The organism is Methylomonas sp. MS20 (assembly GCF_050275925.1).
GTDB classification, from domain to species: domain Bacteria; phylum Pseudomonadota; class Gammaproteobacteria; order Methylococcales; family Methylomonadaceae; genus Methylomonas; species Methylomonas koyamae_A.
This window is the reverse complement of the sequence record NZ_CP189962.1, coordinates 1,214,420-1,231,427: the sequence shown is the minus strand read 5'-3', so window position 1 is coordinate 1,231,427 and position 17,008 is coordinate 1,214,420. Positions and strand designations below refer to the sequence as shown.

The window sequence follows — 17,008 nt, the reverse complement described above, 5'->3', positions numbered from 1 at the left end:
CCCTCATTCAAAAACGTTTGAATCGTCCGCGCGGCGCGTCCGGACGCACGGATTTTTCGGCGGCGGGCCCCGCTGCTTCGCCGATGTCGAAAAACCGCATCAATTCCAACAATTGGTCGGTTTGTCCAGTCATGCCGCCGGCAGTGGCGGCCAACTGCTCGCTGGCCGACGCGTTTTGCTGGGTGGCTTGGTTCATTTGCGACATCGCCGCGTTGATCTGGCTGACGCCAATCGACTGCTCATGCGACGCGGCGGCGATTTCCCGAATCAACTCCGAGGTTTTGGCGATGCCCGGCACGATATGGTCCAGCAAGTTACCGGCGCTTTCGGCGGTTTCGACACTGGTTTCGGCCAGTTTGCCGATTTCCCGAGCCGCGACCTGACTGCGCTCCGCCAACTTGCGTACTTCGGCGGCGACCACCGCGAAGCCTTTGCCGTGGTCGCCGGCCCGCGCCGCCTCGATCGCCGCGTTCAAGGCCAACATGTTGGTTTGGTAGGCAATATCGTCGATGATGCCGATCTTGGCTGCGATCTGCTGCATCGCCGTCACGGTTTGCCGGACTGCCGCACCGCCGGTCGCCGCCTCTTGCGCGGCCTCGCCGGCCATGCCGTCGGTAATCCGGGCATTATCGGCGTTCTGTTCGATGCTGGCCGCCATTTGCTCGATGCTGGCACTGGTCTGTTCGGCCCCGCTGGCCTGCTGACTAGCGGCGCTGGCCAAGGCTTGCGAAGTGGCGTCGATCTGCTCGGCGGCGTTACGCAACGCATCGGCCGCCAGCATCACCTGACCGATGGTTTCGGCCAGACGGTTGATCGTGTTGTTGACGGTATTTTTAAAGTTCAGGAATTGGCCGCGATAGTCACCGTCCAGGGTTCGGGTCAATTTGCCGCGTTCGACCTCTTCCAGGACCGCGATCGCGGCGCTAACCGGTTCGACGATCGCTTCCAGGGTCCGATTGATTCCGGCGACGATATTGCGATAGGCGCCGCGATGCTGGTCCGCGTCGGCCCTGACTTCCAGTCGCCCGTCGGACACCGCGCCCACCAGTAGTTCGGTATCGGCCACCATCGCCCGCAGGCTGAGCCGGACGCTTTCCATCGCCTTTAGCAACTGACCGGTCTCCTCGGTACGTTCGGTCTTCAGCTCGAAATTCAAATCGCCGTCGGCCATGCGCCGCGCCGCGTCCAGCGCGGGTCGCAGCGACTCGGCAATATGCCGAGGAAAGACCCACACAAAGGCCAAGGCCAAGGCCAATCCCACCGACAGCGCCGCCAACGACACCCGCACGCTGAACGCCACGTCCGCGCCGGCGGCCGCGCGCAAGCTGTCGGCTTGAGCGTTGACCAACTCGGTCAATTCGTTGATGACCGCCCGGGCTTTCTCGAAATCGGCCTCGCCTTTTTGATAGGGGGCAGGCTTACCGGCTAATGCCGAGGCGATATTGGCCTGACTTTGCTTAACCCAAGCCTGAAAGGAAGAATCGAAGCGGGCTTCGTACTGGCCGGCATTCGGCAGGTCGGACAAGGCCAGAAACTTGCTGAAGCGAGTACGGGCCTGTTGCAGGTTCTCGGCGTGAAACGCCTTGAGTTTGTCGGCCGCGGCGCTGTCCAAACCGGGCGATTGTAGGGTACGTTCCGCCAGCATCGCCTGATACATGTCGCGGTCGCTTTCCAGCAACACCGCCAGCGCCGGCAATTCGACCTCGCCCAGGCGCCGGGTGTGGTCGCCCAGTTTCGATAGGTAGTTGTAGCCGAGCCCGGCCACCACGACCAACACCAAGGACATCAACGCAATCGGAATCGCGGTTTTCACCCGAATCGACAAGTTCGCAAAACTTTCCATTTCCCCTCCCAGAAGGCTAGCGGCCGATACGCAAAAAACGGCCTCGTGAAGAAAGCATAGACCCGAATCGACCCTAGTTCCGGATTTGGTCGGCGGCGGGTTCGCATGGCTATATAGCGTCCGGTCAACGCTATTACCCAAGCAAGCGACCAAGCACCTGCAAAATCCGGTGCTTAAAACGGAATCCTGGCCCCGAGCTCGACGGTATGATCGGAAATATAGGCTTGGCCGGCGCGGTATTCGTAACGTAAGAAGCCGGCTCGCCCTTCCGGCAAGGTCATCGCCAGCGAACCGCCCAAATTGAAATAGTCCCGGTCCGGGTTCTCGGTGGCGACGCTGAACGAACCGGTACCGGCCGCCGCCTGACTGAAGCGGGCTCGAATCGCGCGGCTGTCGTTCATATACTGATGCACCCATTCGAAACGAGCGCCCGGCGTCAACACCCCCCAGGGGGTACTGACCGATTTGCTGGCTTGCGCGCCTATCGTCGAGGTGACCGACTCCATGGCCTGACGGTCGTAGGTCAAACCCAGACCTCCGCCGCCGGCTTCCCGATAGGCATCGACTTGCGTGTTGATGTACTCCCAACGTAGGTAGGGATTGAGCACGAAACTATCGATGGCGACATCCTTGCCCAGACCCAGGCTGATGCCGTACTGGTCGCCGTTGACCGAACTGCGCGCGACGGTATCGATGTCGCTTAAATTCAAGCGCCTGTCCATTTCGAACGCGTGCAATGCATAGCTCATGATCCAATCGACATAAAAGTCGGCGGGGAGAAAGTAGCTGCCGTAGGACGAAAACTCGTAAGCATCGTTGGCCATTTTGCCGTTGTTGCGTTGGTAATCGGTGTTGGCCCCGCCGTAGCCGAACGAGGCGCCCCATACGAAATCGTCGGTAAACCGGTAATCGACGCCTAGCGTGACGGCCTTGCGGTCGACCTTGTAACCCTGTTCCTTGTAGCTGGCGTTACGCTGACCGACGTTGAATTGGCCCTTGATGAAAAAGCCCAGCGGACTGTCCCGAAACGGATCTTCGGCGGGATCGTCGCCGGCCGCGCCGCCGCGCGCCGGACTCAAGGCCGCCAGCAAAGCCTTGCCGACCGGCAGGATCTCGCCGTTGATGTTGATCGTCGAATACCCGAGCAAGGTCGAACCTTGCGACCCCGAATTTCGTAAATTGACGATACGGCCGTGAATAATCGAAAACTGCTTGAACCCGAAATCGATCGCGGCGGCGCCTTGAGCCGCCACTTCATCCGGAATCACCTGGTTCAAATCGTTATTGGTGATGGTCTCGCAACGTGCCGCCAAAGCGCCGCTGGCATTTTCGCAAGCGGAGGTCAGGCCGTCGTAGATGGCTTGTTGGTTTGGCGAGAAGCCCGGATCGTTGGTCAGATTGGGCGTCGGATTTGGGGTTGGATCAGGCGTCGGCGTTGGATCCGGGGTCGGGGTTGGATCGGGCGTTGGGGTCGGATCCGGGGTTGGCGTTGGCGCGACATCGTTATCGGCGATCGAAATCGTGGCCCCGGAGCCGACATTGATCGAACCGTCGCAGTCAGGCTGATACTGTAAGGTCAGATTGATCGTCTCGCTACTCTCAACCTCGCTGTCGTCGTTAATGTTGACCACGACGGTCGCCGAGCCGTTCTGGACCGCATCCAAGCTGAAATCGCCTCCGGAGATGCTGAAGTCGCTGCCGGCGGTGGCAGTACCACCGCTGGCGGAAACCACGCCGGAGACGAAACAACTACCGTAATCGCTCCGCCCCAATGCCAAATTGACGGTGACCTCAACGGCACCGCCGGCCTCGTCGACGCTGTAACTGCTTGGAGAAAAGTCGAGCGTGTAAGCCTCGACCGCCGACGGCGCCGAAGCCAACGCCGCGAAGGCCGCTAAAATAAGCGACTTGGACGCGACGTTGCGCGGCTCGAGAACACTGAACGGGTACGCTGGTTTACGACACGCCGGACCGGCGGCTGGGATAGCGCCGCTATCCGGGTTTGCCAAGGGTAATAACATCACGAGATGACACGGTAAAAAAATGACAGCGTTAAAGATAGCCGTTGGGCAGCGTTCTGTGAATGGCGCGGCGGGAAATCCGGAGCGGCGGGCGGAAACCGCGTCCCGTGCGGAACCGCCGGGACCAACGGCCCGAAACGAATCGCGGAATGCGCAATCTCCGGCCTCCCCTAGTGTTTCCAGCCCAATGGCATGCCGGCGATGAGCCGTATTCTGTATTGTTGGGAATTGGGCGCCGGTTACGGCCATATCGCCGCGTTCTTGCCGGTGGCGAGACGGTTGCGACAGGCTGGGCACGACGTGATTTTTGTGCTGAAAAATCTGCAATTCGCCGACGTGCTACTCGGCGACGAGGCTTTCGGCTATTTGCAAGCGCCGGTCTATTGGCCGGACGGCCGGCCGCTACCGGCGGCGCTGAATTACGCCGGGATACTAGCAAACACCGGCTACACCGACCCGGCCGCGCTCTACAGCCGAGCAAACGCTTGGCGTGCCCTGTATCGGCACCTGAAACCCGACCTGCTGGTGTTCGACCACGCGCCGACCGCACAATTGGCCGCGCGCGGTCTGCCGCTGACCGGGGCGCTGTTCGGCGGCGGCTTTCAAATTCCGCCGGCCAGCCACCCCCTGCCCGCGTTACGTCCCTGGTTACCGACCGCGCCACGCGAGTTGGCCGACACCGAAGCGCGCGTGCTGGCCGGAGCCAACGCCGTCGCGGCTCGGCTGGAAGCACCGACGTTGCGGACATTGGCGGATTTGTTCGAGACCGCCGAAAGGTTTTTGTGCACTTGGCCGGAACTGGACGCCTATCCGCAACGCGTCTCCGCCCGTTATTGGGGCCCGGCGCTGCATGCGACCGCCGGCTCGGAGCCACGCTGGCCGACCGGCTCGGCACTCAAGCTGTTCGGCTACCTGCGCCCGGAGTACCCTGCCCTGGGCCCTCTACTGCAAGCGCTAGCCGCCAGCGGCTGGTCGTGCCTGCTGCACATTCCCGGCGCGTCCGCGGCCTTTGCCGACCAACACGCCGGCGCCAATCTACATATTTGCGCTCAGCCGCTACGCCTGGAAGCGGCGCTCGGTACTTGCGATCTAGCCGTCCACCACGGCGGCGCCGCTACCGGCGCGGCCTGTCTATTGGCCGGCAAGCCGCAATTGGTGCTGCCGATGCAGATCGAGCAAGCCATCAACGCCCGCCGCATCGTCGAAGTCGGTGCCGGCATCCAGCTACCGGCCGAAACCCTCAAGCCCAATTTCCGCGCATTGCTCAAGGACCTGAGCGCGCGGCCGAACTACGCCGCCGCGGCCTCAGCTTTCGCGGCGAAATACGCCGGATTCGAGCCGGACGCCCAAGCACAAGCCATCGCCGAACGCTGTCTGAGCCTAATCGAGATCCGACCTCAAGCCGACTGAGCGGCGTGTCTGACCGCCGCCCAAGCCGCGCGGCCAAAACCGAAGCTGGTCGTGACGATGCTGGCAAAGGTATACAGCTTGAAGACCGCGACCGCCACGCCGGTCGCGGCCGGGTCGTCGAGCACCGGAAACATCGCCATCAGTAAAAACAGGCTGGAGTTGGTGAACGCCCCGATCACCATGGCCCAACAGGCAATAGCCGGCAGCGGAAAGCGAGCGCCGTAAAAGCCCAACAGCAACGCGCTCATCAATAAAAAGTCCAGATGAGCCTGCAGCAAGCGGGCCGGCTTGCCGGGAAACAAGGCCTGGAGCGGCGCCAACTCGAAGTGCAGACCGACCAGACACCAGGCCATGACCAGCGCGACCAACAGCCAGCAACCGGCGCCTTTCAGCAATAGGGGATTCGGATTCGATAAGGAATTCATCGCGGACCTCTAGGAAAAAACCGTATGCTAACGTGCTCGGCGCTCGCCCGCTTGTCCGAATCGGCCCCGACGCTTGACCAAAACGGCACTTACGCCAATAGTATGTTGCGCTCGCCAACCCAGATCAGCCATGACCAAACGTATTGACGACCAGCCCATACACGCGGACTTTTACTCGACCGAGACCATCGCGCCGTCCCACCGGCAGGCCTGGTTGCGCGAAGTCATCGGCCGCGAATACGCCAGAGTCGACGTCGAGCCGCCCACCGACCAGCCCTTGTTCAACGAAATGACGATACATCACTGGTCCAATCTGCGTCTGTCGGCGATCCGCTCCAACCCGTTGGGCTTGCGCAGCTTGCCAGGCGAACCGGATTCGGCCAGCCAAGACGCCTATTTCGCGGTACTGCTGCTGGACGGCCGTTACCGCTTGCGCCAGCACGGCCGCGAGGCCTTTCCGCAAGTCGGCGATTGGACCTTATACGACGCCACCCAAGCCCACCGCATCGACTGCCCGGACCGTTTCGCCAAGCTGCTGGTGGCCATTCCGCGCCCCTTGTTGCGTGCCCGCCTGCCGGGCGTCGAACATTGCACCGCGCTACGCCTGCCGGGCGAACAAGGGCTGGCCGCCGTCGCCGGCGCCCTGGCGCGGACCGCGCTGGCGCAAGCCGCCACGTTGAAGGCCGACGAAACCGCGCTGATCGCCGAGCAGCTCCAGGATTTGTTGGTCAAGGCTTTCGCGGAACTGCGGCCGGCCCGCTTCGAATTGTCGGCCAGCCGCGCCGCCGCGCTGGACCGCGCCAAACGCCACATCGAATCGCGCTTGGCCGATCCCGAGCTGAACGCGGCCCGCTTGGCCCGCGAACTGGGGCTGTCCGCCCGCTATTTGAATGACTTGTTCGGCGCCGAAAACACCTCGCTGATGCGTTACGTCCGCGAACGCCGGTTGGCGCGTTGCGCGGCCGAGTTACGCGCAGGTCCGCCCGCCTGCCGCAATCTGACCGCAGTCGCGCTACGTTGGGGCTTTAACGACATGGCTCACTTCAGCCGGGTCTTCAAGCAACGCTACGCCTGCCCGCCGCGCGACTACCCAGCCGGCGCCGACGATACGTTCTGACGTTCACCGGCGCGCCACACGCCATTAACCCGCGATCTTTCGACAAGGACTTTACCCGATGACCATCCCAGCACTCGCGCCGACCCTGCTTTATAAAGCCTGCAGCCTGGAGGAGTTGCCGTTCGCGACCACCGAGGAACTGGAGGAGTTGGACATCGTCGTCGGCCAGACGCGAGCCCTGGAAGCGATCAAGTTCGGCGTCCGGCTACGCAAGCCCGGCTACAACATCTTCGCGTTGGCACCCGACGGCACCGGCAAGCTGACCATCGTCCGCGAACTGGCTGAACATGAGGCGCATCGCCAGCCGGTCCCGCTGGACTGGTGTTACGTGCACAATTTCGCGCAGCCGTCCAAACCCAAGGCGATCGGCCTGGAGCCCGGTCAGGGTCGAGCCTTTCAGTCGGACATGGCCGAACTGATCGACGAACTCAGCGTGGCGATTCCGGCGGCGTTCGACGGCGACGAATACCGCTCGCGGGCCGGCGAACTGGACAACGAATCGCGCCAGCGCGAACTCAACGTGTTGAACCGAATCCGCGACGACGCCGATCAGGCGCACATCATCTTCACCGAAACGCCGACCGGTTACGCCTTTCTGCCGGCCGACGACGACAACGAACCGCTGACGCCGGAACAATTCGGCAAACTCGACAAGGACAAGCAACGCCACTACCACGACACGGTGATGGGCTTGCAGGAACGGGTACAGGATGCGATCAAACTGTTTCCGCAATGGCGCAAGGAAACCAAGCGCAAGCTGCAAGCCTTGAATCGGGAGATGGCCGAGTTGGCGGTCAATCACTCGATCGACGAGCTGAAGGAAAAATACGCCAAGTGGCAGCCGATTCTGGACTATCTGACCGCGGTGCAAATAGACATCGTAGAGCATGTCCGCGACTTCATGCCGCACGGCGAAAAAACCCTGTCCTTCCTGGAAATACCGCAGGAACCGCAGCCGTTCAAGCGCTATCAGGTCAATCTGATCGTCGATTTCAGTCGCAAACGCTCGGCACCGGTAATTTGCGAGGATTTGCCGAACTACGCCAATCTGATCGGCCGCATCGACCATCAAGCGCAGATGGGTTCGCTAATCACCGATTTCACAATGATCAAGCCCGGCGCGCTGCACAAGGCCAACGGCGGCTATCTGATTCTGGACGCTCGCAAACTGCTGCAACAACCCTACGCTTGGGAAGCGCTGAAACGTACCTTGCAGGCCGGCGAGATACGCATCGAGTCGCTGGAACGGGCGTTGAGCCTGATCAGCACCACCTCGCTGGAACCGCAACCGATTCCGCTGGACGTCAAGATCATTTTGCTCGGCGATCCGATGTTGTATTACCTACTGGGTTATTACGATCCTGAATTTCAGGACTATTTCAAGGTCGCCGCCGATTTCGAAGGCAGCATGGACCGGCACGGCGGCACGCTGGAATACGCTCGCTTGCTGGCGACGATAGCCCGCCGCGAACAGCTGCGGCCATTGAGCCGGCAAGCGGTGGCGCGGGTGATAGAACACAGCGCCCGGCTGGCCGGCGACGCCGACAAGTTGCTGACCCATCTGCGCACGATCAAGGATTTGCTGACCGAGGCCGATTACTGGGCCGGCGAAAACGGCCATACCGCCATCGCCAACAGCGACGTACAACAGGCTATCGACCTCAAGACCCGCCGGCTCGACAAGATCCGCGAAAAGCTCTACGAAAATATCCAACGCGGCACGTTGATGATCGATACCGACGGCGAGGTGATCGGTCAAATCAACGGTTTGTCGGTGTTGCAAGTCGGCGATTTCGCGTTCGGCCAGCCGTCCCGCATCACCGCGACTACCCGAATGGGCAACGGCAAGATCGTCGACATCGAACGCGAAACCGAACTCGGCGGCCCGCTACACAGCAAGGGCGTGCTGATTTTGTCGCACTTCATCGCCGCCCGTTACGCCCGCGATACGCCATTCTCGCTGTCGGCGGGTCTGGTGTTCGAACAGTCTTACGGCCATGTCGAGGGCGATAGCGCGTCGCTGGCCGAGCTGTGCGCGATTTTGTCGTCGCTGGCGCAGGTACCGTTACGCCAGGACTTGGCGATGACCGGCTCGATCAACCAGTTGGGCCAGGTGCAGCCCATCGGTGGCGTCAACGAAAAAATCGAGGGCTTCTTCGACATTTGCAACGCCCGCGGCCTGACCGGCACGCAGGGTGTCATCATCCCGGCGGGCAACGTGCCGCATTTGATGCTGCGTTGGGACGTGGTGCATGCCGCCCAAGCCGGCCAGTTTCATATATACCCGGTCGGCGGCGTCGAGCAAGCACTGGCCTTGCTGACCGGAACGGACATCGGCCGCGCCGACGACCAAGGCCGCTATCCGGCGGATAGCTTCAACGGCCGAATCGACGCCCAACTCCAAGCGTTTAGCCGCTCGGTCCAGGCCTTTTCGGGCCGCGAAGCAAGCGACGGCGGCAAGCCTAGAACCGGTATCGATTGAGTCCGAACACCATGGATTCGATAATTTCCGCCACCTTCGGATCGGCGCCTGAGTGAGGTATATGCCCTAGCGCTGAGGCATATCACACAGTTTTAACCCGAGCTCGAACCACCGAGCCGCTGATTCGTCGTCATGAACCGCCCGAAAACGCTGGTCCACCGTACAAACCAACGAATCTGGCACGCATTCCGCTTTGGGATTTGCCACGTTTGGCAACTTGGGATCGGCGGCTGGTCGCGGATGGCATTCTCGGAACACGACATTTATCGAATTTTTATCGACCACCGACCGCGGATTCTTGGCTTTTTGCAACAACGCCTGCGTTGCCCGGACACCGCCGCCGACCTGATTCAAGACATCTACCTGCGACTACGCTTGCTGAAGCCGCCGCCGAATAGCGAAGGCGAAGTGCGCGCGTGGCTTTACGCGGTGGCGGCCAATCTGTCGATCGATTATCTGCGCGCCGAGAAACGCCATCACGATTTGCTCGACCACTACCTGGGCGGCGCCACTGAAGTCGATGTTTCCGCGTCGCCCGAGCGCAGCGCGCAAGCGCGGGACGACTGGCGGCAAATCGAATCCGCGCTGGCGGAATTGCCCGATTTATGCGCCGACATCTTGTATCTAAGCCGGATCGAAGGGCTGAGCCACGCCGAAATCGCCGCGCGTCTGGGCATTTCCCTGAGCTGGGTGGAGAAGCAATTGGCCCGCGCCCTACTGCAATGCCGCCAAGCCCTGGACACCTAATATGGTTTAGCCCGCGCCGATTCGTTATAGTGATTTCCCTAAACCGTTTGCCCACCCGCCGATGACCGATACGCCCGAAACTCTCGAAGACCGCGCGCGCCGCACCGCCGTCGAGTGGCACGTGCGTCTGACGTCCGGCGCGGTCTCGGCGGAAACCGCCGCCGCGTTCGCCGCCTGGCGCCGGGCGGATGCGGCGCACGAGCGAGCTTATCAAGACATCGCCCAACTGTGGCAAGTCCTGCCGGAGCCGCTGCTGGCCGATCGCCGGCGACGTCTGGCCTCGGCCAAGCGGCGACGGGCCAGCGGCGTGCTTCGACGCGGTTGGAGCGCTACCGCCGCCGCGTCGCTATTGCTGGCGGCGCTGGCCGGTTTTTATCCGGATTATCTGCAACATCCGCTGGCCGATTACCGCACCCGCATTGGCGAGCAAAGCTCGATCGCACTGGCCGACGGCAGCATCGTTCATTTGAATACCGACACCGCGATCGATGTCTCGATCAACGGCATCGAACGCCGCATCGTATTGCTGCGCGGCGAAGCCGAATTCGATGTCGCGCACGATGCCAGTCGGCCGTTCCGTGTCGCTACTGGCGCCACGACGACCGAGGCCCTGGGCACCCGCTTTATCGTTCGATACGACGGTAAGGCCGGCGCGGTGACGCTGCTGCAAGGCAAGGTGCGCAGCAGTCGGCCTTCCACGCACGGCGCGCAAACCGACAGCGCCACGCTGCAACCGGGTCAACAATTGGCTTTTACCGCCGATAGGCTGGGTACGCCGCAAACGGCGGAATTAAGCAGCGCCGACGCCTGGCGGCGTGGTCGCTTGTTGATGAACTTCGTACCTTTGCAGCAGGTTATCTCCGAAATCAACCGCTACCGGCGCGGCCCGATCCGGCTGTTGAACGATCGGTTGGCGGAACGGGAAGTCAATATCGCCGTAGATATCCAAAACATCGACGCCTGGCTGACAGCACTGGAACAAACCCTGCCCATCAAAGTGGTACGTGCCGGCCCGCTGATCTTTTTACGATCCTAGCCGGCCGCGAAGCCCTGCGACAATTTGTCGCGGGCTGACTTGTACGGCTTTGTTAGCCGCCAATCGTTCTCAGCTTGAACACATTCACTGAGGACCCAATCCATGAGAAATACAGAAAGCCCGGCCATTGGAACCGGCAAAACCCCGCCAGGCCGATCGCGCGGCATCAAGACTTTGTCGCTGTGTTTCAGCCTTGCAGCCCTGGCTCTGCCGTTGCCCAGCCAAGCCGACAGCACCGCCGTCAACGGCGAAACCCGCGCCTTCAGCATCGCCCCGCAACCGCTGTATGCCGCGCTCAGCGCCCTGGCCGAACAATCCGGCGTGCAATTCGTTTACAACTCGGAACTGGTCAAGGGTATCGATTCGCCGGGCGTTAGCGGACTGTATTCATTGGAAGCCGCGTTGACGCGCTTGCTAAAGGGTTCAGGGATAAGCTACCAATTCAATAATGGCAATACCGTGAAATTGGAAAAAAACGCGGTAGCTGAGCCCCTAACGGCTACGACTATGCCGGCGGTGACGGTAACAGGCAAATCCGGCTATGCCGACAGCGATCCTTATAATCCCGACTACAACCGCACCAGCGCCAGCGCCGCCACCAAAACCGATGCGCCGATCATGGAAACCCCGGTATCGATTCAAGTCGTACCCAGAGCGGTAATGAACGATCAAAAAACCACGACCATTAAAGACGCGCTCGAAAACGTCAGCAGCATACGTCCGCAATCGTCCTTGGGCCTGAGTAATGCCTACATCGTTCGTGGCTTTAGGAACGGGCGGGTTTATCGAAACGGTCTGGTCGCCAACGGCCTGGGTATTGGCGAGGGGGCTCAATTCGATTCGGCGAATCTGGAGCGCGTCGAAGTATTGAAAGGTCCGGCGGCGGTTTTGTTTGGCCGTATCGAGCCTGGCGGCTTAATTAACCTAGTGACAAAAAAACCTCGCGACGAGACCTATTACTCGGTGGAGCAACGTTTCGGCGCGTACGATTTTTATAGAACCGAATGGGATGCCACCGGACCGATAACCGGCGATAAGTCATTAAGCTATCGTTTTTCCGGCGCTTATCAAAACAACAAATCGTTTCGGGATTTTAATTTTAATGACCGGGTGCTGGTCAATCCATCGGTGACCTGGCGGCCCAGTGATGCAACTGAAATGTCACTGGAGGTCGAGGCCTTACATGAGGACTATCAGGTTGACAGAGGTTTGTTCGCTATCGGCAATCGCCCGGCACCGATTCCGGTTAGCCGATCCTTTATCGACCCTAACGATCCGGTCGATACTAACTCCAAGGTAAACCTTGGCTTCAATCTAAGCCATGCTTTCAACGACAACTGGACCTTACGCAATCGGTTCCTGGCTTCGTTTATTTACGATAAAAATATCTCAGTCAAACCCGCCAATGGCTTTACCGTCGAACAGTTTCTCGATCCGAGCACGGGCAATCGCCACTATGCACGGAATATATTTTCTCAAACCTCCGACAACGAAACCTATACGACCAATCTAGATTTAACTGGGAAATTCGACTTAATGGGAGTCAGTCATCAAACCCTGATTGGCGTCGATTACTTGCGCGCGGTCGGCAGCTATGAATTCTACGGCAACTACCAGGATCCGGTGCCGGGTTTGGAGATCGATATTTATAATCCCCAATACGGCATCGACCCGGCCTATTACGCCGATGCGCTGACAACACCCTCCGACGGTGGGGCTAACCATTACCTGTTCCGGGACGACTGGTACGGCGCGTATTTTCAGGACCAGATTACCCTGTGGGATAAAGTGCATATCCTGGGCGGCGGTCGTTACGACTGGGCAAGAACCGGCTTGGGCATAGGTAATTCGGCTAGCGCCGCCGATGCAGCCCTACCTTCGCGTCGAGACGAGGGCTTTAGCCCTAGAGTGGGTCTTCTCTATCAGCCCTGGCCCTGGGCCAGTATTTACGGCAATTGGACCACGTCTTTCGGGGCCAACAATGGCATAACCGCCACTGGCGCGACGATTAATCCGGAAATCGGCGAACAATTCGAAGCCGGGTTTAAAACCGAGTTTTTCGACCAGCGCCTGTCCACGACACTGGCGTATTACCATTTAACCAAAGAAAACTTGATGACCCGCGATTTCAATAGCCCCGATCCTTTCGCCAGTGCGGCTATCGGCAAAGCGCGCAGTCAAGGTATTGAGTTGGATATGGCCGGACGGCTGACCAACGAGATCAGCATCATCGGCAACTATGCCTTTACCGATGCGCGTATCACCAAAGATTTTTCCGGTCTGCAGGGCCACCGTCTTAACAATGTGCCGGAGCATTCCGGCAGTTTATGGCTCAAATACGATATTCATCACTACGAACCGTTGAACGGTTTGAGTTTTGGCCTGGGTTTGTTTGCCGCGGGACAACGGCAAGGTGACAACGATAATACCTTTGTATTACCCGGCTATGCCCGCTTGGATGCCTTTGCCAGCTATACCTATCAGCTTGGCAAATCCCGCTTGATCACCCAATTTAATGTCCGCAATCTGCTGGATAAAACCTACTACGAATCCACCGATCCTTTTCAAAACGCCCCGCCGCGAGTTGGGATTTACCCTGGTGCGCCACTGACAGCCATGGGTTCGGTACGCTTGGAGTTTTAGTCCGTTTTGGCAAGGCATATTCAACAGCTCAATAAGTCGGGATATACCAGATCGACCTCAATGCAGCCAATCCACTTAACCCAACCGTGACAGATGTGCCGACAAATATTGATCAAATGCCAATCGACGTGGGGATTTTCTTTGCTGTGACGTCCTATTGATGACTAGATGCTTTTGCCGTCACGACCAAATTTGTTTTCGACTAAAACCATGGACATCAAAACCGATAATTTAGCGACGATACCTCTTCGCCATACTCCAAGCCAACGCCTGACTCGTTTGAAAGCTCGGCGCCAACGCTGGCTGACTGCCCATCTCTGGTTGGGTTTGACCTTGGGGTTTTTGCTGTCGATTTACGGCATCACCGGCAGTATTCTGGTGTTTCATGCGGAAATCGACGAATGGTTGCACACCGAGATGTTAACGGTGCAACCACCGGAGCATGCCGAATATCGACCCTTGGCGGAAATTTTCGAGGTCGGCCGGCAAGCGATGCCGTCAACCGCGAAGCATACCTTCGCCACTTATCCGCGCAACGCGGAGGCAGCGTTCAAATTGAACTTTGCCTTTCCAAACGCCGGAGCCGTTGAACGCTGGCTGGTGGCGGTCGACCCTTACACGGCGCGAGTCACCGGCAAACTACTGCAAGGCCGATCCGACAACTGGCAACCCAACACCTTTATCGGCCTGATGTTCGAACTACATTACGCTCTGCTGATTCCGTCCGAGGAAGTCAGCGCGGCGATTGTCGGTATCTCGGCGGCATTGCTGATCATCTCGACGCTGACCGGCCTGATCGTCTGGTGGCCGCTGACCGGGCATTGGCGGCAAGCACTGACGTTTAAAGCCAAAGCCGGCAAAGTACGCTTCAATTACGATCTGCATAAAATCAGCGGCTTTTACACCTTGCTGGTGATGGTGCCGGTGTTGTTTTCCGGGATATATATGGTGCTGCCGCATAACGTGGTGCCAGTGCTGGAGCTGTTTTCGCCGGTAACCTACCGCTATTGGTTTCAATCCGCGGCGCCCAAGCCGGATGCGCCGGCCATCGGCATGGACGAAGCGGTGGCGATCGCATTGAAACAATACCCAACAGGCCGGCCGCACTGGATATACGGCGCTACCGAACCTAGCAAAACCTATACGGTTTGCCAGGACGGCGTCGATGCGCCCGGTAGCTTATTGGAACGCCGCTGCACGGTGATCGACCGTTACAGCGGTAAGATTCTGGATCTGGACGATCCCAGCCTGCCGACCGCTACGGCCGGGGAAATCTTCACCCACTGGCAATGGCCGCTGCATTCCGGCCAGGCCTTCGGGATGACCGGGCGGATATTGGTGTTTCTCACCGGTTTGGCGTGTCCAACGCTGTTTGTCACCGGCTTCATCCGCTGGCGGCAAAAGCGACGGCCTAAACGCCACCCGAGTTGATTCCCGACACAACGGGAAGCGCCCTCCTCGACGTCCTCATTGCTTCGCCGCCGTCAAACTTGGCTAAACTTATGATCTCCGGTCCAGCCAAACGGGCCAAGCTCTCATTTTTTCCGTTCAGCCAAGGACAGACGGCATGCGCATCTCGCAAAAACTCATCTTCGCGTTCGTCGCGGTATTCCTATTAACCGCCGTAGTCGGCGGTATCGGCATGGTCGGGCTGAATCGTATTGCCGACACGCTGGAACATACTCACCATGTTTTGTTGCCGCAGATCCGCCACACCGAGGCGATGAAGTCGGCGCTGATCGACTACCGCAACCGGGAAACCCAGCTGCTGCTGACCCGCTCCGCCGACGAGATTGCCGAAACGCTAAACCGGATGAACAAAAATTCGGCCGACTTGCAAAGTCACGAACAAGCCTTGCTACCGCTGCTGACCGGCGCCGACGAAATCGCCCGCCACCGGCTCTACCGGGATAAATTGCAAGCCTATCTGCAAAGCCACCAGCAATTCGAAGCCTTGATCAAAGCAAGCGAATACGAGTCGGCGCTGAGTTATTTTCGCGGCGCCGGCCGCTCCGCGTTTCGCGAGTTGCTACCGACGATAGACGTCTTGGTCGAAGCCAGTCTAGCCAATGCCGACAAGGCCGAGCAAGACGCCAATACGCTGACCGAGTCCAGCCAAACGCTGACCGTCGCCGTCACGTTGGCCGTGTTGCTGACCGCCATCGGCTTGAACGCCTGGTTGTTCAAAGCCATCGTGCCTCGGCTCAGACATATCGATACGACGACGACGGCAATCGCCGAGCGCCTGGATTTTTCGTTGCGAGCCAACGTCGACAAGCACGACGAAATCGGCGAAACCGCCGACGCGGTGAATCGGGTCGCCGCCGCGATACAAGCGGCGCTACGCGATCTGCTGAACGGTATCGCCGACAACGCCAGCAATGCCGAACGGCTGCTGACGACTGCCGATCTGGCCTCGCAAAGCTCGGAACGCCAGTCGGAAGCCGCCGCCAGCATGGCCGCGACGGTCGAGGAGTTGACTGTTAGCATCAATCAAGTGGCGGAGAACGCCGCTCGCGCTTTCGACCTGGCCCACCAGTCCGGCGATGCCGCCCGCAGCGGCGGCGCTGTCATTGCCGATTCGATCCGGCAGATGCGGGAAATCGCCACGCGCATCGAACAGACTTCGATGTCGGTCCAACATCTGGGCGCCGCCTCCGAGGAAATTTCCGGAATTATTCGAGTCATCCGCGACGTCGCCGAACAAACCAATTTGCTGGCGTTGAATGCCGCGATCGAGGCGGCGCGAGCCGGCGAACAAGGCCGCGGTTTCGCGGTGGTGGCCGACGAAGTTCGTAAGCTGGCCGAGCGTACTGCGGTGGCAACCCGCGACATCGGCGTCAAAATCACTGCCATTCAAGCCGGCGTCAAGGATGCCGGGGCCCGAATGACCGAAGCGGTCGCGTTAGTGGAAACCGGCGTCGCCGTCGCCGACGGCGCGGGAAATTCGGTGAAATTGATCACCGAACGCACCCAAGATAGCGAAGCCGAAGCCAATGCGATTTCCAGGGCGATCCGCGAGCAGGGCGAAGCCAGCCAGCAAATCGCGGTGCATGTCGAGCAGATCGCCCGAATGAGCGACGAAAACAGCGACGTGGCCGAACAAACCGCCAAGCTGTCGCGTAATCTGGCCGGCATTGCTACCGCGATGCGCCAGACCGCGCAACGTTTCAAGATTTAGCCGGGCAGAGCGCTGGGATAGCGCGAAGCTCGAAACTCAACAGCACCGTTTCGCGCCCGATTCAAGACGGCAATCGCGTCACGACGACCGAGGCGCGCCGGTC

The 17,008-nt window shown here is 59.8% G+C and carries 11 protein-coding genes; 8 read left to right on the top strand and 3 right to left on the bottom strand.

The window, feature by feature from the left end:
* Positions 1-7 precede the first annotated feature (7 nt).
* Both ACQE3D_RS05460 and ACQE3D_RS05455 read right to left on the bottom strand, forming a co-directional pair.
* On the bottom strand, positions 8-1,843 hold the full coding sequence (locus tag ACQE3D_RS05460; protein WP_064024556.1) for a HAMP domain-containing methyl-accepting chemotaxis protein: 1,836 nt from the start codon (positions 1,841-1,843) through the stop codon (positions 8-10).
* 173 nt (positions 1,844-2,016) lie between these two features.
* Positions 2,017-3,864, bottom strand: coding sequence for an autotransporter domain-containing protein (locus tag ACQE3D_RS05455; RefSeq protein ID WP_313729457.1), 1,848 nt, complete (start codon positions 3,862-3,864; stop codon positions 2,017-2,019).
* Between the two features lie 201 nt (positions 3,865-4,065).
* Here ACQE3D_RS05455 and ACQE3D_RS05450 point away from each other — a divergent pair, with 201 nt between their 5' ends.
* Positions 4,066-5,274: a glycosyltransferase gene (locus ACQE3D_RS05450; RefSeq protein WP_168031768.1), complete on the top strand. Its 1,209-nt coding sequence runs from the start codon at positions 4,066-4,068 to the stop codon at positions 5,272-5,274.
* Here ACQE3D_RS05450 and ACQE3D_RS05445 read toward each other — a convergent pair.
* On the bottom strand, positions 5,262-5,699 hold the full coding sequence (locus tag ACQE3D_RS05445; protein ID WP_064024560.1) for a hypothetical protein: 438 nt from the start codon (positions 5,697-5,699) through the stop codon (positions 5,262-5,264). The genes ACQE3D_RS05450 and ACQE3D_RS05445 overlap by 13 nt on opposite strands.
* A gap of 130 nt (positions 5,700-5,829) precedes the next feature.
* Between ACQE3D_RS05445 and ACQE3D_RS05440 the strand changes: the two genes are divergently transcribed.
* The 7 genes from ACQE3D_RS05440 to ACQE3D_RS05410 all read left to right on the top strand — a co-directional run bounded on the left by ACQE3D_RS05440 (position 5,830) and on the right by ACQE3D_RS05410 (position 16,905).
* Entirely contained in the window at positions 5,830-6,816 is a 987-nt protein-coding gene (locus ACQE3D_RS05440; protein WP_313728793.1) for a helix-turn-helix domain-containing protein, read from the top strand.
* Positions 6,817-6,874: 58 nt separating this feature from the next.
* Entirely contained in the window at positions 6,875-9,298 is a 2,424-nt protein-coding gene (locus tag ACQE3D_RS05435; RefSeq protein ID WP_313728794.1) for a Lon protease family protein, read from the top strand.
* A 132-nt stretch (positions 9,299-9,430) separates the two neighbouring features.
* Positions 9,431-10,045, top strand: a complete 615-nt coding sequence (locus tag ACQE3D_RS05430) for an RNA polymerase sigma factor (protein WP_231883524.1) — start codon at positions 9,431-9,433, stop codon at positions 10,043-10,045.
* Positions 10,046-10,106: 61 nt separating this feature from the next.
* Positions 10,107-11,081 carry a FecR family protein gene (locus ACQE3D_RS05425; RefSeq protein WP_313728795.1) on the top strand — a complete coding sequence of 325 codons (975 nt, stop codon included), beginning with the start codon at positions 10,107-10,109 and terminating at the stop codon, positions 11,079-11,081.
* A 102-nt stretch (positions 11,082-11,183) separates the two neighbouring features.
* Positions 11,184-13,724: a TonB-dependent siderophore receptor gene (locus tag ACQE3D_RS05420; protein WP_427501293.1), complete on the top strand. Its 2,541-nt coding sequence runs from the start codon at positions 11,184-11,186 to the stop codon at positions 13,722-13,724.
* A gap of 210 nt (positions 13,725-13,934) precedes the next feature.
* Complete coding sequence (locus ACQE3D_RS05415; RefSeq protein ID WP_313728797.1) at positions 13,935-15,155, top strand: PepSY-associated TM helix domain-containing protein; 1,221 nt, start codon at positions 13,935-13,937, stop codon at positions 15,153-15,155.
* Positions 15,156-15,291: 136 nt separating this feature from the next.
* Positions 15,292-16,905, top strand: coding sequence for a methyl-accepting chemotaxis protein (locus ACQE3D_RS05410; protein ID WP_168031778.1), 1,614 nt, complete (start codon positions 15,292-15,294; stop codon positions 16,903-16,905).
* Positions 16,906-17,008: the final 103 nt, after the last annotated feature.